Annotated in this window: 16 protein-coding genes; 12 read left to right on the top strand and 4 right to left on the bottom strand. The window is 60.6% G+C overall.

Going from position 1 to position 18,368, the window contains the following annotated elements:
* Positions 1-24: 24 nt before the first annotated feature.
* Positions 25-468 carry a tol-pal system-associated acyl-CoA thioesterase gene (ybgC, locus tag ACSQ2Z_RS04710; protein WP_436080137.1) on the top strand — a complete coding sequence of 148 codons (444 nt, stop codon included), beginning with the start codon at positions 25-27 and terminating at the stop codon, positions 466-468.
* Here ybgC and ligD read toward each other — a convergent pair whose 3' ends face one another.
* Genes ligD through ACSQ2Z_RS04725 form a run of 3 tightly spaced genes read right to left on the bottom strand, consistent with a single transcriptional unit; the run spans position 469 to position 4,254 of the window.
* Positions 469-3,102, bottom strand: a complete 2,634-nt coding sequence (ligD, locus tag ACSQ2Z_RS04715) for a DNA ligase D (RefSeq protein ID WP_436080138.1) — start codon at positions 3,100-3,102, stop codon at positions 469-471.
* Positions 3,103-3,111: 9 nt separating this feature from the next.
* On the bottom strand, positions 3,112-3,954 hold the full coding sequence (locus ACSQ2Z_RS04720; RefSeq protein ID WP_436080139.1) for a Ku protein: 843 nt from the start codon (positions 3,952-3,954) through the stop codon (positions 3,112-3,114).
* Between the two features lie 27 nt (positions 3,955-3,981).
* On the bottom strand, positions 3,982-4,254 hold the full coding sequence (locus tag ACSQ2Z_RS04725) for a hypothetical protein (protein WP_436080140.1): 273 nt from the start codon (positions 4,252-4,254) through the stop codon (positions 3,982-3,984).
* Positions 4,255-4,571: 317 nt separating this feature from the next.
* On the opposite strand from ACSQ2Z_RS04725, the gene tolQ reads away from it, so the two are divergent.
* The 5 genes from tolQ to pal all read left to right on the top strand — a co-directional run bounded on the left by tolQ (position 4,572) and on the right by pal (position 8,903).
* The gene (tolQ, locus tag ACSQ2Z_RS04730) at positions 4,572-5,294 is read left to right on the top strand and encodes a protein TolQ (RefSeq protein WP_436080141.1); all 723 of its coding nucleotides are present in this window, start codon (positions 4,572-4,574) and stop codon (positions 5,292-5,294) included.
* Between the two features lie 27 nt (positions 5,295-5,321).
* Positions 5,322-5,774, top strand: a complete 453-nt coding sequence (gene tolR / locus ACSQ2Z_RS04735; protein ID WP_018327843.1) for a protein TolR — start codon at positions 5,322-5,324, stop codon at positions 5,772-5,774.
* A gap of 9 nt (positions 5,775-5,783) precedes the next feature.
* Entirely contained in the window at positions 5,784-6,857 is a 1,074-nt protein-coding gene (locus tag ACSQ2Z_RS04740; RefSeq protein ID WP_436080142.1) for a hypothetical protein, read from the top strand.
* 35 nt (positions 6,858-6,892) lie between these two features.
* Positions 6,893-8,197 carry a Tol-Pal system beta propeller repeat protein TolB gene (gene tolB, locus ACSQ2Z_RS04745; RefSeq protein WP_436082977.1) on the top strand — a complete coding sequence of 435 codons (1,305 nt, stop codon included), beginning with the start codon at positions 6,893-6,895 and terminating at the stop codon, positions 8,195-8,197.
* A gap of 178 nt (positions 8,198-8,375) precedes the next feature.
* A complete protein-coding gene (pal, locus tag ACSQ2Z_RS04750; protein ID WP_436080143.1) occupies positions 8,376-8,903 on the top strand; it encodes a peptidoglycan-associated lipoprotein Pal in 528 nt (175 codons plus the stop codon).
* 79 nt (positions 8,904-8,982) lie between these two features.
* Here the strand turns inward: pal and ACSQ2Z_RS04755 are convergent, their stop codons facing one another.
* Positions 8,983-9,828 (bottom strand): alpha/beta fold hydrolase, encoded by an 846-nt coding sequence (locus ACSQ2Z_RS04755; RefSeq protein ID WP_436080144.1) that lies wholly within the window; start codon positions 9,826-9,828, stop codon positions 8,983-8,985.
* A 317-nt stretch (positions 9,829-10,145) separates the two neighbouring features.
* Here ACSQ2Z_RS04755 and ybgF point away from each other — a divergent pair, with 317 nt between their 5' ends.
* From ybgF to ACSQ2Z_RS04785, 6 genes are all read left to right on the top strand, one after another.
* Positions 10,146-11,132, top strand: a complete 987-nt coding sequence (gene ybgF / locus ACSQ2Z_RS04760) for a tol-pal system protein YbgF (RefSeq protein WP_436080145.1) — start codon at positions 10,146-10,148, stop codon at positions 11,130-11,132.
* 73 nt (positions 11,133-11,205) lie between these two features.
* Complete coding sequence (gene tilS / locus ACSQ2Z_RS04765) at positions 11,206-12,483, top strand: tRNA lysidine(34) synthetase TilS (RefSeq protein WP_436082978.1); 1,278 nt, start codon at positions 11,206-11,208, stop codon at positions 12,481-12,483.
* A 99-nt stretch (positions 12,484-12,582) separates the two neighbouring features.
* Complete coding sequence (ftsH, locus tag ACSQ2Z_RS04770) at positions 12,583-14,526, top strand: ATP-dependent zinc metalloprotease FtsH (RefSeq protein WP_436080146.1); 1,944 nt, start codon at positions 12,583-12,585, stop codon at positions 14,524-14,526.
* A 290-nt stretch (positions 14,527-14,816) separates the two neighbouring features.
* On the top strand, positions 14,817-16,169 hold the full coding sequence (gene glmM, locus ACSQ2Z_RS04775; protein ID WP_436080147.1) for a phosphoglucosamine mutase: 1,353 nt from the start codon (positions 14,817-14,819) through the stop codon (positions 16,167-16,169).
* Positions 16,170-16,403: 234 nt separating this feature from the next.
* Positions 16,404-17,234, top strand: coding sequence for an outer membrane beta-barrel protein (locus ACSQ2Z_RS04780; RefSeq protein ID WP_436080148.1), 831 nt, complete (start codon positions 16,404-16,406; stop codon positions 17,232-17,234).
* A 188-nt stretch (positions 17,235-17,422) separates the two neighbouring features.
* Complete coding sequence (locus ACSQ2Z_RS04785) at positions 17,423-18,229, top strand: outer membrane protein (RefSeq protein WP_436080149.1); 807 nt, start codon at positions 17,423-17,425, stop codon at positions 18,227-18,229.
* The last annotated feature ends 139 nt before the right edge of the window (positions 18,230-18,368 follow it).

Genomic DNA, 18,368 nt, shown 5'->3' on the forward strand with positions numbered 1-18,368 from the left:
AAAAGAAAACTTCCGAGGTTCTGAATGACGTTGATCGCGCTTTCCGGCGAACTGACAGATCATGGGCACCGGCTGGTGCAGCGGGTCTATTACGAGGACACGGATTTCTCCGGTGTCGTCTATCACGCCCGCTATTTGCATTTCATGGAGCGGGCCCGCACAGACTATCTGCGGCTGCTTGGTGTCGAGCAGGCGACGCTGGCGATCGAGGGGGACGTGGAAGGTCTCGTCTTCGTCGTCCATCGCATGGAGATCGATTTCAAGGCGCCGGCGCGCATGGACGACATCCTGACGATCACCACGACGACGGAAAAGGCGGGCGGCGCCAAAATGGTGCTGCAACAGGAAATTCGCCGCGAGGGCACGCTGCTGATCGCCGCCAAGGTCATCATCGCCGTGATCAACGGCCAGGGCCGACCGCGGCGGCTGCCGGAAGCGCTGGGCAAGAAGTTTTTGGGGCAGGGCTGATCAGCTCTCGGCACCTACCACTTTCAGCATCGCCTTGGTCAGGCTCTGTTTCCAGTCCTTTGCCTCAGCCCACGGGTCGTTTGCCTCTTCGATCCTGCCGAGGATATCCGGAATATGGAAGCTGTTGGCGGCGTCGAGATCGGCCAGTTCCTCCCACGTCACCGGTGTCGCGACCGGACCGCTCTTGCGGGCTCGGATGGAATAGGGAACGACGGCGGTTGCGCTGCGTTCATTGCGCAGCCAGTCGATGAAGATGCGGCCCTTGCGTTTCGCCTTCGACATGGTGGCGATGTAGTGGTCCGGGTCCTGATCGGCGATCTTGACGGACAGCGCCTTGGCAAAGGCCTTGGCGTCTTCCCACGGCGCGTTGCGGGAAAGCGGCACGATGACGTGAATACCCTTGCCGCCCGAAACCATGGCGAGCGATTTCAGGCCGATATCCTCCAGTGTCTTGCGCAGATCGACGGCCGCCGTCTTCACGGTTTCAAATGTCACGCTCGGATCGGGATCGAGATCGAAGACGAGGCGGTCGGCGGCATCGAGCCTGTCGACGGTCGAGCCCCAGATGTGGAATTCGACCGTGCCCATCTGCACGGCAGCGATGAGGCCTTCGGCGTCATCGACATAGAGGTAGTTGGCAACGTCGCCGTCCGATTTCTCGATCGGCACCTGATGGATTTCGTCCGGGAATCCGTCGCCGGCATGCTTCTGGTAGAAGCATTGATGGTCCGGCCCTTGCGGGCAGCGCAGGATCGAGGCCGGATGTCTGCCGGCAAACGGCAGCATCCGGTCGGCGACGACGCCATAATAGCGCGCGAGATCGATCTTGGTGATGTCCGGATCCGAAAAGAGCAGACGGTCGGCATGGGAAATGCGGATACCGAGAACATCGCCTTCGGCATCGGTTTCCTTGCGCTCGGCCGCCGTTTTGCTCGCGGACGCGGTTACGTCCGGGGGCGCTTTGAGCTTGGCCGCCTTCTTTTCCGCGGATGTCGTGGAAACGGGTTTTTCGGATTCCAGTGTCACGGCGGTTGCCTCCTTGTCCTCGCGCAGGCCTTCGAACGCTGCGTGGCGGATATGGCCATCATCGGTGAATTCGGTGAAGTCGATCTCGGCGACAAGTTTTGGTTTGAGCCAGACGGCGCCGCGCGCGATCTCACGCGGCACCGTCTCGAAAGCGGGTTTCTCGATTTTCAGCCTGGCAAAACGGGACGCCAGATCTTCCATCGTGCCTTCATCGAAACCGGTCCCGACGCGGCCCTGATAGACGAACTTGCCTCCCTGATAGGCGCCGACCAAGAGCGAGGCGAAGGGGCGGCCGCGTTTGTCGGAGGGTGAATAGCCGCCGATGACGAACTCCTGTCTTTTGGTGCATTTGATCTTCAGCCAGCTGCCGACGCGTCCCTCGCGATAGGGGGCATCCGCCCGCTTGGCGATGATGCCCTCCTGTCCGGCCCTGCACATGGCCTGGAAGACCTTCTTGCCGTTGCCCTGGACATGTTCGCTATATTGGACCGACCGGCTACCGCCCAGCGTCTCGATCAGCGTCCTGAGCGCCCGCTTGCGTTCGATCAGCGGCTTCTTGCGCAGATCCTTGCCGTCAAGAGACAACAGGTCGAAGGCATAGAACCGCGTCTCCCCGCCGCCCTTCAGCGCCTTCTGCAGGGCGGAAAATTTGGAGCCTTCTCCTGAAGCGGCGACCGCTTCGCCGTCGATCAGTGCACTCTTGCAATCGAGGTCGGAAAAACCCTCGACGATGTCGGGGAATTTTTCCGTCCAGTCGAGGCCGGTGCGGGTGAAGCAGTTGACGCCCCCCTTGCCGATGGCGATCATCAGCCGGTAGCCATCGAATTTTGCTTCGTTCAGCCAGTCATCGTCATCCGGGGCATCGGAAACCAACGTCGCGAGCTGCGGCCTTTGAAACGCCGGTTTTATGCCCGTCTGCACGTTTGCGCTCGGGCGGGGCGGCTTTTCCTCCGTAGCGACGGCACCCGCCTTGACGTTTTCGGCAGTGCTTTTGTTGGACTGCCAGATGCGGGCCTTCTTTTCGCCCCGGCCCGCGGCGATCTCGTCCATCGACCGGCCGGTCTTGATGCTGGTCAGCTTTGCCCTGAGCAGGCTTTCGCCGTCGGGGTCGGCCTCCTCGTCGTCTTCCTTGATCAGCAGCCAGTTTTCGCGTTTTTCGCCCTCGCGTGGTCTCATGCGCACCAGCGTCCATCCGCCGCGCAGGCGCTGGCCGTGGATGTGGAATTTCAGCTTGCCTTCCTCCAGCCCGTCGTCCGGGTCGTTATCCGGCTCCCACCAGCCGGTGTCCCACAGCATCACCGTGCCACCGCCATACTGCTCCTTCGGGATGGTGCCCTCGAAGTCGCCATAGGCCAGCGGATGGTCTTCGGTGCGCACGGCAAGGCGCTTGTCTTGCGGGTCGAGGCTCGGGCCGCGCGTAACGGCCCAGCTTTTCAGCACACCCTTCCATTCCAGCCGGAAATCATAATGCAGCCGGGTCGCATCATGTTTCTGGATCAAAAAAAGTCTGCCCGACTTGGATCGCCTGGCCGCGCCCTTCGGCTCCGATGTTTTGGTGAAGTCGCGCTTGCGATTGTATTCGGTCAGGGAATCGTGCTGCTGAACCATGATAGTGCCTCAAGCGGATTTTTTCCTAGGCGTGGTTTTCTTCGACACGTGGGATTTCCCGCCGCCCCCTTCGAGGCTCTTTTTCAGGGCCGACATCAGGTCGACGACATTGTCGCCGCGTCTGCCCTTCTCCTCTTCCTCATCGACCTCGATCTTGGTTTTCTTGCCCTTGAGCTTTCGCTGAACCAGTTCCTTCAGCGCGGTTGAATAATTGTCCTTGAAGGTCGTCGCGTCGAAAGGGGCGGTCTTGCGGTCGATGAGGGCGGTTGCGACCTCCAGCAGTTCCTTGTCGGCCTTCTTGCCGGAAAGGCCCGAGAACATCGGGTCAGCCTTTCGCAATTCATCGGCATAGTGCAGCGTTTCGAGCAGCAGACCGTCGCCGCACGGCTTTATGGCGGCAATGTACTCGCGCCCGCGCAACGTCAGTTGGCCGAGCCCGACCTTGCCGGCAGAACGCAGCGCATCGCGCACGACGCGATAGGCATCCTCGGCAAGGTCGTCAGCAGGCACTAGATAGTAGGGCTTGTCGTAGTAGATCGGTGAAATCTCGCACGCATCGACGAATTGGACGAGCTCCAGTGTCTTCTTCGTTTCGAGTTTGACGGCGTCGATTTCCTCCGGCTCGAGCAGGACATATTTGCCGCTCTCGTACTCGTAGCCCTTGACGATTTCGTCCATGTCTACAGGACCGACGCCCTCGACAACCTTGTCATAGTGGACAGGCTTGCCCGTGGGTTCATGGATCTGGCGGAAGGAAAAGCGGGCGCCGGATTTCGTCGCGCTGAAGACTTCGATCGGTATGGAAACGAGGGAGAGGCGCAACTGCCCTTTCCACAATGCTCGCGATGCCATGTCTCCACCTTTTGCGTTTCAAGCGGGCTAGTGCGGGATGTTCCTGGTGTTCGTGTCGCGGGCGAGAAGCCGCTCGAGGGCTGCCACATCCTCGCTGGTGATGACGGGCACTGGATCGGAAATCATGGCCTGCAGCACCTCGGGCGATATCGCGTCGTTCTCGATCGCCCATTCCAGCGCCTCGCGGGTTTCCCGCTCGGCGCGGAGCTGCGCGTAGAGCGCAAGGATGAGGCGGTCGCGGGGATCGAAATGCGGCCGTGCGGGACGTTTCGGTGATTTCTTCGGTGTGTTGATGCTCATGGCCGGCTAACGCGGTCGGCGGTGGAATGTTCCCGGAGCGGTCTGCCGCCTGCTATCGTCCGTCGCGATTGCAGCGCAATAAAGTAACACTCCCTTAACCATAATGATGTCTTAATGCCCCTATTAGGGTTTTGTGCGGTGCACGTCATCCTTTCACCAAGATTGAAAGCAAGAAGGCAGACAGGAAGCTTAAAGATCGGCATGAAGGCCGGTTATCGGCAGCTGCCGGGTCAATCTTGCAACAATGACGTTTGAGCTACCTGGCTGTGAGCATGAGACTGCTCTTGCCGGGCGTTTGGATTCGGGGATTTGAGACTATGGAACAGGTTGGATTGGCTGCGGCGACGACGGACGTAACGCTGTGGTCGCTTTTCATTGAAGCGGGATTTGTCGTCAAGCTGGTGATGCTGGGGCTGATCGGTGCGTCCGTCTGGACCTGGGCGATCGTCGTCGACAAGACGCTCAAATACGGCAAGGTACGCCGCCAGCTCGATGCCTTCGAACAGGTGTTCTGGTCGGGTCAGTCGCTGGAGGAGCTCTACCGGACGCTATCGGACCGGCAGACTTCCGGCATGGGCGCGATCTTCGTCTCCGCCATGCGCGAGTGGAAGAAATCGTTCGAACGCGGCGCCCGCTCGCCGATTGGTCTGCAGATGCGCATCGACCGGGCGATGGACGTCACGCTTTCGCGCGAATCCGAAACGCTCGAGGCGCGACTCGGTTCACTCGCCACCATCGGCTCGGCCGGTCCGTTCGTCGGACTGTTCGGTACGGTCGTCGGTATCATGACCTCGTTCCAGGCGATCGCCGGTTCGAAGTCGACCAATCTTGCGGTCGTTGCGCCCGGTATCGCCGAGGCGCTGCTTGCCACCGCAATTGGCCTTCTCGCCGCTATCCCGGCGGTTATCGCCTACAACAAGCTCTCCGCCGACGCCGGCAAGATCACCTCCCGCATGGAAGGTTTTGCCGACGAATTCTCGGCCATCCTTTCCCGCCAGATCGACGAAAAGCTGCAGCAGCCGCGCCAGGCCGCACAGTAACCGGGCCTAAGAGACGGAGTATTTGCTATGGGTATGGCAGTAGGCGGATCGAAGGGCTCGGGCGGCGGACGCCGCCGTCGCGGCCGCGGCAAAGCGATCATGAGCGAAATCAACGTCACTCCGTTCGTGGACGTGATGCTGGTGCTGCTGATCATCTTCATGGTTGCCGCCCCGATGATGACGGTCGGCGTACCGATCGACCTGCCGGAAACGCAGGCAAAGGCGCTCAATTCCGAAACGCAGCCGATCACCATCTCCGTCAAGAGTGACGGCCAGGTCTTCCTGCAGGAAACCCCGATCCCCGTCGAGGAGGTCGCCGCCAAGCTCGAGGCGATCGCCACGACCGGCTACAGCGAGCGCATCTTCGTGCGCGGCGACGCGACGTCGCCCTACGGCGTGATCGCGGACGTCATGTCCCGCATCCAGGAAGCCGGCTTCAAGAACATCGGTCTCGTTACCCAACCGAAGAAGGACCAGTAGAGCGCTGCGATGAAGACAAGTCTCATCACATCCGCTGTGCTGCACGGCCTGGTGCTGACCTGGGCGCTGGTATCACTCGGCAGTCCGGCAGACTTCGAGGTCGCCGATGTCGAGGCGATGCCCGTTGATATGGTCCCGATCGAAGAATTGACCAAGCTGCAGCAAGGCGACAAAGAAGCGCCGAAAGCCGAAATTCCGTCGGTAACGCCAACCAAGCGTCCGGATACCGTCGAAAACGCGGAGAACGTCGGCGAAAACAAGGTCGACATGAAGACGCCGCCCAAGCCGGATGCCAAGCCGAGCAACAACGAGTCTGCGGCTGCACCGGAAAAAACCGAGAAGGCTCTGCCGACGCCCGATCCGGTGAAGGAAGATAGCAAGGAAATTACCGAGGAAAAGCCCGCTTCCGAACCTGCGACGGAGGTCGCGTCCCTTCCTGAGCCCAAGCAGGAGGTGAAGCCGGATCTCAAGCCCGAGGAACAGCCGGCAGAGGAGCAGCCTGCGGAAAATCCTGACGCGGAAGCGTTGCCGGACAAGGTTCCGACGCCGGTGGCTAAGCCGAAGGTCGAGCAACCGGCCCAGACCGCAAAGACACCTGAGCGCAAGAACGAAGAAAACAAGAAAGAGAAGAAGAAGGCGTCGTCCCAGAACGAGTCAGACTTCAACGCCGACGAGGTTGCGGCCCTTCTCAACAAGACCGAGCCCTCGAACGGCGGCGCAAAGCGCGGCAAGACGGAGAAGGCATTCGGAACCTCGAAATCAACGGCCAACACCCTTTCGCAGAGCGAGATGGATGCGCTCACCGGCCAGATTCAGAAGAACTGGTCCGTCCTCGCCGGCATCGCGGATGCGGGCGACGTTAGGGTCAAGGTAACAATGCAGCTTGATCCGCAAGGGAATCTCGTAGGCGAGCCCGAGGTGGAAGCGACGGGCGGTTCCGAAGCGGCGCGACGGACGATTGCTGGCGGTGCGCGGCGAGCGATTCTGAAATCCTTGCCGTTCCAAGGTCTGCCCGCCGAAAAATACGACTCGTGGAGCGAAGTGGTCGTTAATTTCGATCCGAGCTCGATGATGATCCAATGACACGAAATGAATGAATGGCTGAAAGGCTTCGATACATGCTGAAACGCAATCTTTTCCGTTTTCTCGTCGCACTCGCGGCGGTGGTCACATTGTCGACTTCGCCTGTTTCCGCGCGCGTCGAACTGAACATCAACAAGGGCAATGTCGAGCCCATGCCGATCGCCGTCAGCGACTTCCTGCAGGGCGAGCTGGGGCAGAAGATTTCCGATGTGGTCGCAGCCGACCTCAAGCGCTCCGGCCTGTTTGCGCCGATCGACAAGGCCGCTTTCATCGAGAAGATCAGCAATCCGGATGCCTCCCCGCGCTTCGAGGACTGGAAGGTCATCAATGCCCAGGCGCTGGTCACAGGCCGCGTGACGCAGGAAGGCGATGGCCGCCTGAAGGCAGAGTTCCGTCTGTGGGATACTTTTGGCGCCCAGCAGATGACGGGCCAGCAGTTCTTCACCCAGCCGGAAAACTGGCGCCGCGTCGCCCATATCATCGCCGATGCTATTTACGAGCAGATCACCGGTGAAAAGGGCTATTTCGACACCCGCATCGTCTACGTCGCCGAAAGCGGTCCGAAGACAGCGCGCAAGCGGCAGCTGGCGATCATGGACCAGGACGGATTCAACGCCCGCGCGGTCACCAATTCCAACGATATCGTGCTGACGCCTCGCTTCTCGCCGAACAAGCAGGAAATCACCTACATGTCCTTCGAGGGCAACGAGCCGCGCGTCTATCTGCTGCAACTCGAGACCGGACAGCGCGAGGTCGTCGGCAATTTCCCCGGCATGACCTTTGCGCCGCGCTTCTCGCCGGATGGCCAGCGGGTCATCATGAGCCTGCAGCAGGAAGGCAACGCCAACATCTACACGATGGACCTGCGCTCGCGCACGACGACGCGCCTGACCTCGACGGCCGCGATCGACACTTCGCCCTCCTATTCGCCGGATGGCAGCCAGGTCGTCTTCGAAAGCGACCGTGGCGGCCGCCAGCAGCTCTACGTCATGAGCGCTTCGGGTGGCGGTCAGAACCGCATCTCCTTCGGCGACGGCTCTTACTCGACCCCGGTCTGGTCGCCGCGCGGGGACCTGATCGCCTTCACCAAGCAGTCGGGTGGCAAGTTCTCGATCGGCGTGATGAAGCCGGACGGTTCGGGCGAACGCATCCTGACGACGGGCTTCCACAATGAGGGCCCGACCTGGGCACCGAACGGCCGCGTTCTGATGTTCTTCCGTCAGAATGCCGGTGCCGGTGGCCCGCAACTCTACTCGATCGATCTGACCGGCTACAACGAGCAGCTGATCTCTACCCAGGGCTTTGCATCCGATCCGGCCTGGTCGCCGCTGCTCGAATAGCGTTGTTGCGATGCGGCAGGAAAGTGGCCTGGCCGCCGCTTTCTCGCCGCAAAGGGCTGATCTAGCAAGCCTCCATTCGTATTTTGACACTCTGTTAACCATACTTGTTGAAAGTCGATTAACCGCTTCCGGTTACAGTCTGGCAACCCTGAATTTAGACATCCAAGGAGACCGGCCCATGAGCCGCATTCACGCCAAGGCCGAAGGCCGCATGCAAACCCTCGCTCGCAATCCGGTCATGGTTGCCCTCGTCATGACGCTCGCCATCGCCGGCTGCGCCTCGAAGAAGAACAACCTGCCGAACAGCGCCGGCGAACTCGGCCTGAACGCAGCGACGCCGGGCTCGGCGCAGGACTTCACGGTCAATGTCGGCGACCGCATCTTCTTCGATACGGACTCCACCTCGATCCGTGCCGACGCGCAGGCAACGCTCGACAAGCAGGCTCAGTGGTTACAGCGCTACCCGAACTATGCGATCACGATCGAAGGTCACGCCGACGAACGCGGCACCCGCGAATACAACCTTGCCCTCGGCGCACGCCGCGCTGCCGCGACCCGCGATTATCTCGCGTCGCGCGGCATCCAGGCCGGCAAGATCAAGACGATCTCCTACGGCAAGGAAAAGCCGGTCGCCGTCTGCGACGACATTTCCTGCTGGTCGCAGAACCGCCGCGCCGTTACGGTTCTCGGTGGCGCCGGCATGTAATTGCCGACTTGTGTGAAAGCCTAACGATTCTTCAAATGCAGCGGGCCGCGTGTTCTTCACGCGGCCCGTTTTTTTTAAGTCACCGGACTCCGATGTGCGCACCGATCGCGCCCGTGATTTGCGGCCAGTCGTTTCTGTGCAGCTCATGGCCGCCGCCTTCGATCCGTTGCAGCTTCGCGCCACTGACTGCGTTTGCCAGAGCCTCGCCATGGGCGATCGGGAAAATCGGGTCCGCGGTTCCGTGAATGACGAGGAGGGGAACGCGCAGGTCGGCTGCGGCCAGGCGCTTGTCGCCGTCGCCGCCCTCAAGCATGAAATGGTTAGTCGCGCTTGCGAACGAGCGGGCGCGATCCATGTCCCGCTCGACCAACAGGCGCGTGGCGGCTGCGTCATGCGGATGTGTCATGCCGGCAATCATACTTGAGTTGCGCAGCATAAAGTCGAGGACACTTGCGCGGTCGGTCCAGTCAACGGTCTCTCCCGTTGCCGCGTGCTCGCTATAGGCATCCGTGAACGGCGGCAGGCCGTAGATCCCCAGCGGGGTTGAACTCATGATGGTGAGCGTCCTGACGCGATCGGGATGGGTGAGCGCGACGCGCTGGGCGATGAAGCCGCCCATCGAAATGCCGACGACGTCGGCGGCTTTGATCCCGTAACCGTCCAGGATCGCTACCGCATCCTCCGCCATGTCGGAAAGGGTATAACCGGGTTCGCCGAGTGGATAGGTGGTGGACAAGCCGGTATCGCGATTGTCGTAGCGGATGACGAAACGCCCTTGAGCGGCAAGTTGCTCGCAGAACTCTTCTGGCCACCACAGCATTGAGGCCATTGCCCCCATGATCAGCAGCAAGGCCGGGTCGGAAGGATGGCCGAATGTCTCGGTGGCAAGCTCCACCTCGCCGCGTTTGATCGTCAAATCTGCCATATCTGGTCCTCTTTTTGCCGAGCATCGTTGTCCCGGGTCTGGAGTGCCACCACCGCAACGGTGTGTGATTGCGAAATAAAACTGGTTTTATGTGAATTCTGTTTTCGGATTTGGCAAGAGGATTTTGCGCGCTGCTGTGGTTTCAGCCAACGCACAGCGGAAGGGGCCGGCATTCGGGCTGTTCCTTAATTTTTTGTCACACTTTCACCGAACTCCGTTGCTTTTTGAGGCCAATTGGAAAACTGTGCGGCAATCACCCGAAGGCCGATTTGCAGCGGCTGCGGGCGAGAGTGGAATATTCAAACGGGACACATGACATGAAACATTTTGTCGTGGCGGGAGTGATCGGCCTGACCGCCTTTGCGGGCTTTGGCCAGACAGTCACCGCCATGCCGCTTTCCGCGCTGTTTAACCGCGCAATTCACGGCGAGACTCAAACGGCGCCGCTGCTCAAGGTGCAGTCCAGCGAAGTTGGACGCGTCGGGCAGCTCGAGGAACAGATCCGCTCGCTCAACGGGCGCATCGAGGAAATGAGCTTCCAGCTCCTGCAGATGCAGGAACAGATCCGGAAGTTTCAGGAAGACAACGAGTTCCGTTTCCAGGACCTCGAAAGCGGCAAGTCGGGCTCGACCAAGAAGAGCCAGGTGAACACGCCGGCTTCGAACGACACTGCATCCACCGGCGTGCCGGCAACGGATGATCAGGCAGCAGCAACCGATCCCAATGCAGGTTTGGGATCGGATACGACTGCGGGCGGCAACGCGGGAGCTCCGCCTACGACGCTCGGCGAAATCGTGTTTGATGAGAACGGCAATCCTGTTGCGGCAAATCGAAACACCGCCAGTCTTGAAGAGACACTACCGGGTGTCGATCAGGGCATCAACCAGACGCCGGACAGCCAACAGCAGACGGCGGCGCTCGACAATCCCGGCGATCTCTACCAGTCCGCCTACGGCCATGTCCTGACTGGCGACTACAGCCAGGCCGAAAACGAATTCCGCGACTATCTGGATGTCTTCCCGAATGGCGAGAAAGCCCCCGACGCCAGCTTCTGGTTGGGTGAAGCACAATATTCGCAAGGCAAGTTCAACGACGCGGCCAAGACCTTCCTGAATGCGCACCAGACCTACAGCAAGTCGCCAAAGGCGCCGGAAATGCTGTTGAAGCTCGGCATGTCGCTCGCTGCCCTCGACAACAAGGACACGGCCTGCGCGACGCTGCGCGAGGTCAACAAGCGCTATCCCAAGGCTTCTTCTGCGGTGAAGGCCAAGGTTACCAGCGAACAGAGCCGCCTTGCCTGCTGAGGCAGATCGCGCTCCGCCGCCCGCCGTTGTCGAAGCGGTGAAACAATTTCTTTCGGCCTTCAAGACACCTGGCATGATCCTCGCCGCCGTTTCCGGCGGCAGCGATTCGAAAGGGCTGCTGCTTGCGCTGCACGAAGCGATTGCGCATGGGGGCTTTTCCGCCTTCTCCCTGTCTGCCTGCACCATCGATCATGGCTTACGGCCGGAATCCGCCGATGAAGCGCGTGCCGTCGCACATTTTTGCGCGGGCAGGGGAATCCCCCATCTCACGCGCCGGTGGCAGGGTGAAAAGCCGGCGACTGGCCTGCAGGCCGCGGCCCGCGAGGCGCGTTACGTCTTGTTGGCTGACGCCGCGGAGGAGATGGGTGCGCAGTGTATCGTGACCGCTCACACGGCCGATGATCAGGCCGAAACGATTGCGATGCGGAAAGACCGCTCGCAGCTAGGTGCATTAGGCTTGGCGGGAATGGCCGATGGAATGCTTGTCGATCGCCGCGTCTGGGTGTTACGGCCGTTTCTGAGGCAGCGCCGGGCCGATATCCGCAGTTACCTCACACTGCGGGGCGAAGACTGGTTCGATGATCCGAGCAATGCCAATCCTCGCTTCGAGCGCGTCCGGGTTCGCCAGGCGCTCCATGAAGACGCTCCGTCGACCATCGATCAATTCATGGCCGCGGCCGAAGCGCGGTGCCGCTCCAGCGCACGCGTTGCTGATCTGTTGGAGCGGCATGTCGCTGTCTTCGGGCGGCTTGCCGCGCGGATCGATCCGGCGCTTGCCGGAGATATGCCCGATCCGGATTGGCGCCGTGCAATCCTGTCGCTCACGGCAGTCATCGGCGGCAGGCAACATCTGCCAGGGCGCGAGACGGCGGCGCGGCTTGCCGCGTTTCTGGCCGAGGGGACGGATGGCCGGATGACGGCCGGGCGGGTGGTCTTCGACCGCCGCCGTTCAGGCCTGTATCTCTATCGGGAGGCAAGGAATTTGCCGGAAATCGTTGTTCGGCCTCGTCAGAAAGCGATCTGGGACGGCCGTTTCATTGTTTCGAATATCGGGGAAGAGCCACTGATGGTCGCCGGCGGTGTCGACACCAGGGAATTTGCGGCGAGACCGATTGCCGCAGGTCTCCCCGAGGCGATTGTCAAACGCGCGGCCAAGTCCGCCCCGGTCTTCTCTGCGGCGGGGCAGGGCGCCTTGTCGTATAAGCCCTTGGTCGAAAGCAGTATCGGCCTTTACGACACCTTTTTGCCGCGTTTCGACCTGATGATGGCGAATAGCATCGCTGCGCTCTTTGGCCGTGACCGGTATCTTGCTCCTCCGTTTCACGATGTTTTGACCGAAAAGACAGGTTGAACCTGAGTTTACCTTGGCAAGCCGGTCGCGCAACCCTATGTTAGAAGTAAGAATGCAGCCGCAAATCATTGAGGGTTGCCACAGGTTCCGGGGAGTTCGATGAACCCTAATTTCAGAAATTTTGCCCTTTGGGCAATCATTGCCCTGCTGCTGATCGCGCTGTTCAGCATGTTTCAGCAGCCGACCGAGCGCACCGGGTCGAAGGATATTCCCTTTTCCCAGTTCCTGAAGGACGTCGATGGCAGCCGCGTCAAGGAAGTGCTGATCACCGGCAACAAGGTGATCGGTTCCTATACCGAAAGCGGTGCGACCTTCCAGACCTATGCGCCCGCGATCGACACGGCTTTGACCGAACGCATGGAAGCCAAGAACGTAACCGTGACGGTTCGCCCCGAAACCGACGGTTCCTCCGGTTTCCTCAGCTATGTCGGCACGCTTCTGCCCATGCTTCTCATCCTCGGCGTCTGGCTGTTCTTCATGCGGCAGATGCAGGGCGGCTCGCGGGGCGCAATGGGTTTCGGCAAGTCCAAGGCCAAGCTGCTCACCGAAGCGCATGGCCGCGTGACGTTTGATGACGTCGCCGGTGTTGACGAAGCCAAGCAGGACCTCGAGGAAATCGTCGAATTCCTGCGCGATCCGCAGAAGTTCCAGCGCCTTGGCGGCCGCATTCCGCGCGGCGTGCTGCTCGTCGGCCCGCCCGGCACCGGTAAGACGCTGCTGGCCCGGTCCGTTGCCGGCGAAGCCAATGTGCCCTTCTTCACGATTTCCGGCTCGGATTTCGTCGAAATGTTCGTCGGCGTCGGCGCATCGCGTGTGCGCGACATGTTCGAGCAGGCGAAGAAGAATGCGCCCTGCATCATCTTCATCGACGAAATCGACGCCGTCGGCCGCCATCGCGGCGCCGGCCTCGGCGGCGGCAACGACGAACGCGAGCAGACCCTCAACCAGTTGCTGGTCGAGATGGACGGCTTCGAAGCCAATGAAGGCATCATCCTGATCGCCGCGACCAACCGCCCGGACGTTCTTGACCCGGCGCTGCTGCGCCCGGGCCGCTTCGACCGCCAGGTCGTCGTTCCGAACCCCGACATCAACGGTCGCGAGCGCATTCTGAAGGTGCATATCCGTAACGTGCCGCTGGCGCCGAATGTCGATCTGAAGGTTCTCGCGCGCGGTACGCCCGGCTTCTCCGGCGCCGATCTGATGAACCTTGTCAACGAAGCCGCGCTGATGGCTGCGCGCCGCAACAAGCGCGTCGTCACCATGCAGGAATTCGAAGACGCCAAGGACAAGATCATGATGGGCGCGGAACGCCGCTCCTCCGCCATGACCGAAGCCGAGAAGAAGCTGACCGCCTATCACGAAGCCGGTCATGCAATCGTTGCGCTGAAGGTGCCCGTTGCCGATCCGTTGCACAAGGCGACGATCATTCCGCGCGGCCGTGCGCTCGGTATGGTCATGCAGCTTCCCGAAGGCGACCGCTATTCGATGAGCTACAAGTGGATGGTGTCGCGCCTGGCGATCATGATGGGCGGCCGTGTTGCCGAGGAAATCACCTTCGGCAAGGAGAACATCACTTCCGGCGCATCGTCCGATATCGAACAGGCAACGAAGCTTGCCCGCGCGATGGTGACGCAATGGGGTTTCTCCGATGAACTCGGCCAGGTAGCCTATGGCGAGAACCAGCAGGAGGTCTTCCTCGGCCACTCGGTTTCTCAGACCAAGAACGTCTCTGAGGCGACATCGCAGAAGATCGACGTCGAAATCCGCCGCCTGATCGACGAGGCTTATTTCGAAGCCAAGCGGATCATCACCGACATGCACACCGAATTCGTTGCTATCGCCGAAGGCTTGCTCGAATACGAGACGCTGACGGGCGACGAAATCAGGGCGCTGATCCGCGGCGAAAAGCCGGCGCGCGACCTCGGCGATGACTCGCCTCCGCATCGTGGCTCGGCCGTTCCCTCGGCGGGCGTGAAGAAGGATGGTTCCGTCGGCCATAAGGGCGACGAGGCCGAAGGCGGGTTCGAGCCGCAGCCGCAATAGGCGACACCGAGCACAAATGCCAATTAAACTGCCGCGTCGAAAGATGCGGCGGTTTTTCTTTGTCCTGAATAATTTGGTAACGCGCTGTAATGAATTCTGATGATACCACGGGATGTTGTTGCGAAGGTTTTATGGCAATAAAATACCCATGCGCAATTTTCCGCATGATCGCAGTTTGAGGTCGCCATACCTTCAAACGCGATCCGGAAAGCCGGTGTTGCGGAAAAGCGGCTCCCGGGCGGCCTGTGACTGACGTTGCGCTGGCGCTTTTGACAAGAATTGGAGTTTTTATGAAGCGCAAATATTTCGGGACGGATGGCATCCGCGGACAGTCGAACCTGTTTCCGATGACGCCGGATCTCGCCATGCGCGTCGGCGTTGCCGTCGGTACGATCTTTCGCAATGGCGCGCACCGGCACCGCGTGGTGATCGGCAAGGATACGCGCCTCTCGGGCTATATGCTGGAAAATGCCCTGGTGGCCGGTTTCACCGCCGCAGGTCTCGATGTGTTCCTGCTGGGACCCATACCAACCCCCGGCGTCGCTATGCTGACGCGCTCGCTGCGCGCCGATATCGGCGTGATGATCTCCGCCTCGCACAATCCTTTCGAGGACAACGGCATCAAGCTGTTCGGCCCGGATGGCTACAAGCTGTCCGACGAGATGGAAGGCCAGATCGAGGAACTGCTCGAAAAGGACATGACGGCACAGCTCGCCAAGTCGCAGGAAATCGGCAGGGCCAAGCGCGTCGAAGGCGACATCTATCGATATATAGAACATGCCAAGCGCACGCTGCCGCGCGATGTGACGCTTCAGGGCCTGAGGGTTGCAATCGACTGCGCCAATGGCGCCGCCTACAAGGTCGCGCCGCTTGCACTGTGGGAGCTCGGTGCGGATGTCGTGACGATCGGAAACGAGCCGAACGGTATCAATATCAACCTTGACTGCGGATCGACCCATCCGGAAGCATTGCAGAAAAAGGTGCATGAGGTACGCGCCGATATCGGCATCGCGCTCGATGGCGATGCCGACCGCGTGCTGATCGTCGACGAGCATGGCAAGATTGTCGACGGCGACCAGTTGATGGCGGTCATCGCCGATAGCTGGGCGGCCGAAGGCATGCTGAGCGGCGATGGCATCGTTGCGACCGTCATGTCGAATCTTGGCCTCGAGCGCTATCTCAAGGGACGCAGCCTCAACCTGCATCGCACCAAGGTCGGGGACCGGTACGTCGTCGAGCACATGCGTCAGAACGGCTTCAATGTCGGCGGCGAGCAATCCGGCCACATCGTCCTCTCGGATTTCGGCACCACCGGCGATGGCCTTGTCGCCGCGCTGCAGATTCTCGCCTGCGTCAAGCGTCAGGGAAAATCGGTCAGCGAAGTGTGTCACCGCTTCGACCCGGTACCGCAGGTTTTGAAGAATGTCCGGGTTTCGTCCGGCATGTCGCTCGAAAACGTCACCGTCCGTCAGGCAATTGCCGACGCGGAGGCGGAGCTTGCCAAGAGCGGCCGGTTGCTGATCCGCCCGTCCGGCACCGAACCGCTGATCCGGGTCATGGCGGAGGGCGACGACCGGGAGCAGGTCGAACGCATCGTCGACGAGCTGATCAGCGTCATCAGCGCCGTTCGCAACGTCGCCTGATGCTTGCCGATTTCCGATACATCGAGAAAGGCCGGGTTATGCCCGGTCTTTTTTAGCTATTGCTAGGAAAACGTCGGGCGTTGCTTTGTGTTTAAGCAAACACATTAATAGTTACGGTAAATTTTTGTAGTTAATTGGACCTTAACCTTTCTTATTCATGATCCGCTTCGACACCTATGTATTGGAGGCCTCTCTCTTGGCTGACCAAGCAACAAAAGTATTGGAGTGGGAGCCATGAAGAGGATTTGGAGTGGCATTGTTGCAGTTCTCCTCGGTAGTGCGCCGGTACTCGCGCAGGAACCCTATCAGCAGCCGGTAGACGCGCAGGAGCCGTATCAGCAGCCGGTAGACGTGGCCGCGGCCAGCGGCTGGTATCTGCGCGGTGATGCCGGCTTCTCGAATAAAAATCTGCGTGGCGCCCACTATTTCCAGGGTTCCAATAGCAACCTGCAGGATTTCGATTCCGCCGAAGTCGATAATTCATACCTGCTCGGCGTCGGCGTCGGCTATCAGATCAACCAGTATCTGCGCACGGACGTGACGCTCGACTATCTTGGCAAGTCCGATTTCCATGGCAGCACGACCGGCTCGTGTGGTGTGGCTGTCTCCTGCGTTTCGACGGACGTTTCGTCGATGTCGGCCTGGAGCCTGATGGCGAATGCCTATGTCGATTTCTGGAGCTACGGTTCGTTCACGGCCTATGCCGGTGGCGGCCTTGGCGGCACGAAGGTTAACTGGAGCAACCTGCGCAACACGAGTTGCGATACGACGGATCCGACCAATTGCGATCCTACGGTCGAGCATGAAGGCAAGGATCCGTGGCGCTTCACCTATGCGCTGATGATCGGCGGCGCTTTTGACCTCACCTGCAACCTGAAGGCAGATGTCGGCTATCGCTACCGCCGCGTTCTCGGTGGAGACATGTTCGGCTTTGCTTCGAACGGTGGGCCTGGCTCCGACAAGGGGTTCCATCTGCATGAAGGCCGTGCGGGCCTGCGTTACGCGTTCGGCGAAAATTGCGACCCCGTCTATGATCCGCCGGTCGAGCCTATGGTCTACAAGTAACCTTGAACCAGAATCTCTGATTTCAAAGGCCGTCCGGTTTCCGGGCGGTCTTTTTCTATTCCTGCGTCATCCTCATTAAGAAGCATGGTTAACCGTTGGTTAACCTGGGGCTGCGATAGTTAACGCTCGTAAACGCGGCCGAGAAGGGTCGGTTCCCCGCCGCTGAAGGCATTCCCAAGGACGATACGATGCGGCACACTCTTCTCCATGCATCCGCGCTGGCGCTGCTTTTTGCCGGTGGTCATGCGATGGCGGCGGACGATCTGCTCGATGCGCCGGAAGTCACCATCTCGGCGGCAGAAACGGGAACCCAGCGTTTCTATCTGCGCGGCGATCTCGGCTATGCCGGCTGGACGGAGCAGGGCGATGCGTCGCTTCGCCTGTTCGACGCCGGTACGGGGACGACGGATACCGTTTCGTTCGATGAGGCCCGCTTCGGCAAACCGTTCTCCGGCTCCTTGGGTGTTGGCTATCAGTTCAACGACATGTTTCGTGCCGATCTGACTGGCGATTATTTCGAAGGGCGGTTCGACGGTTCGGGTGAGGCGGACATTCCCTGCGCCGGCGAGGCCGCCGGGACCTCTTGTGCCGCAGGAGAACGTGCCGACTACAGGGCGACCGGCATCATGGCGAACGGCTATGTCGATCTCGCGACGCTGGCCGGCTTCACGCCCTATCTTGGCGCTGGTCTCGGCGTGACCCAGTTGCGCTGGAGCGATGTCTCGCTGACAACCGCTTGCGTCGCAGGCGCCGCCGCCTGCTCGGGCGCCGCCGCCGCCACGCAGTCTTTCGACGGCGACAGCAGCTGGCGCCTGACCTATGCGCTGATGGCCGGGGTTTCCTATGACGTGACGGAGCGGCTGAAGCTCGACATTGGCTACCGCTACTCGCAGATTGCCGACGGCGACATGTTCGGCAGCGGCGATACAAGCGGACGCGACGACGGTCTCGGCCGCCACGAAGTTCGCGCGGGTCTGCGGCTGGCGTTATGGTAGGTTAGGACCTAGTTCCGCCTACCATGCTCATCAGCGCCAAAAATCTTTTCAGCAGCGACATAAGTGTGTTGACTTCCTTCCCGGTCCGCAATATTGACGGCGGCAGGCCACCTCTCCCTAACGAGAGGCTTTCTATCTG

This window comes from Pararhizobium sp. LjRoot235, assembly GCF_964254145.1.
Lineage (GTDB): Bacteria > Pseudomonadota > Alphaproteobacteria > Rhizobiales > Rhizobiaceae > Pararhizobium.

Excerpts from the sequence above, each read along its gene's own strand:
- ybgC (WP_436080137.1), top strand. The coding sequence starts at position 25 with ATGACGTTGATCGCGCTTTCCGGCGAACTGACAGATCATGGGCACCGG.
- ligD (WP_436080138.1), bottom strand. The coding sequence starts at position 3,102 with ATGGTTCAGCAGCACGATTCCCTGACCGAATACAATCGCAAGCGCGAC.
- ACSQ2Z_RS04720 (WP_436080139.1), bottom strand. The coding sequence starts at position 3,954 with ATGGCATCGCGAGCATTGTGGAAAGGGCAGTTGCGCCTCTCCCTCGTT.
- ACSQ2Z_RS04725 (WP_436080140.1), bottom strand. The coding sequence starts at position 4,254 with ATGAGCATCAACACACCGAAGAAATCACCGAAACGTCCCGCACGGCCG.
- tolQ (WP_436080141.1), top strand. The coding sequence starts at position 4,572 with ATGGAACAGGTTGGATTGGCTGCGGCGACGACGGACGTAACGCTGTGG.
- tolR (WP_018327843.1), top strand. The coding sequence starts at position 5,322 with ATGGGTATGGCAGTAGGCGGATCGAAGGGCTCGGGCGGCGGACGCCGC.
- ACSQ2Z_RS04740 (WP_436080142.1), top strand. The coding sequence starts at position 5,784 with ATGAAGACAAGTCTCATCACATCCGCTGTGCTGCACGGCCTGGTGCTG.
- tolB (WP_436082977.1), top strand. The coding sequence starts at position 6,893 with ATGCTGAAACGCAATCTTTTCCGTTTTCTCGTCGCACTCGCGGCGGTG.
- pal (WP_436080143.1), top strand. The coding sequence starts at position 8,376 with ATGAGCCGCATTCACGCCAAGGCCGAAGGCCGCATGCAAACCCTCGCT.
- ACSQ2Z_RS04755 (WP_436080144.1), bottom strand. The coding sequence starts at position 9,828 with ATGGCAGATTTGACGATCAAACGCGGCGAGGTGGAGCTTGCCACCGAG.
- ybgF (WP_436080145.1), top strand. The coding sequence starts at position 10,146 with ATGAAACATTTTGTCGTGGCGGGAGTGATCGGCCTGACCGCCTTTGCG.
- tilS (WP_436082978.1), top strand. The coding sequence starts at position 11,206 with ATGATCCTCGCCGCCGTTTCCGGCGGCAGCGATTCGAAAGGGCTGCTG.
- ftsH (WP_436080146.1), top strand. The coding sequence starts at position 12,583 with ATGAACCCTAATTTCAGAAATTTTGCCCTTTGGGCAATCATTGCCCTG.
- glmM (WP_436080147.1), top strand. The coding sequence starts at position 14,817 with ATGAAGCGCAAATATTTCGGGACGGATGGCATCCGCGGACAGTCGAAC.
- ACSQ2Z_RS04780 (WP_436080148.1), top strand. The coding sequence starts at position 16,404 with ATGAAGAGGATTTGGAGTGGCATTGTTGCAGTTCTCCTCGGTAGTGCG.
- ACSQ2Z_RS04785 (WP_436080149.1), top strand. The coding sequence starts at position 17,423 with ATGCGGCACACTCTTCTCCATGCATCCGCGCTGGCGCTGCTTTTTGCC.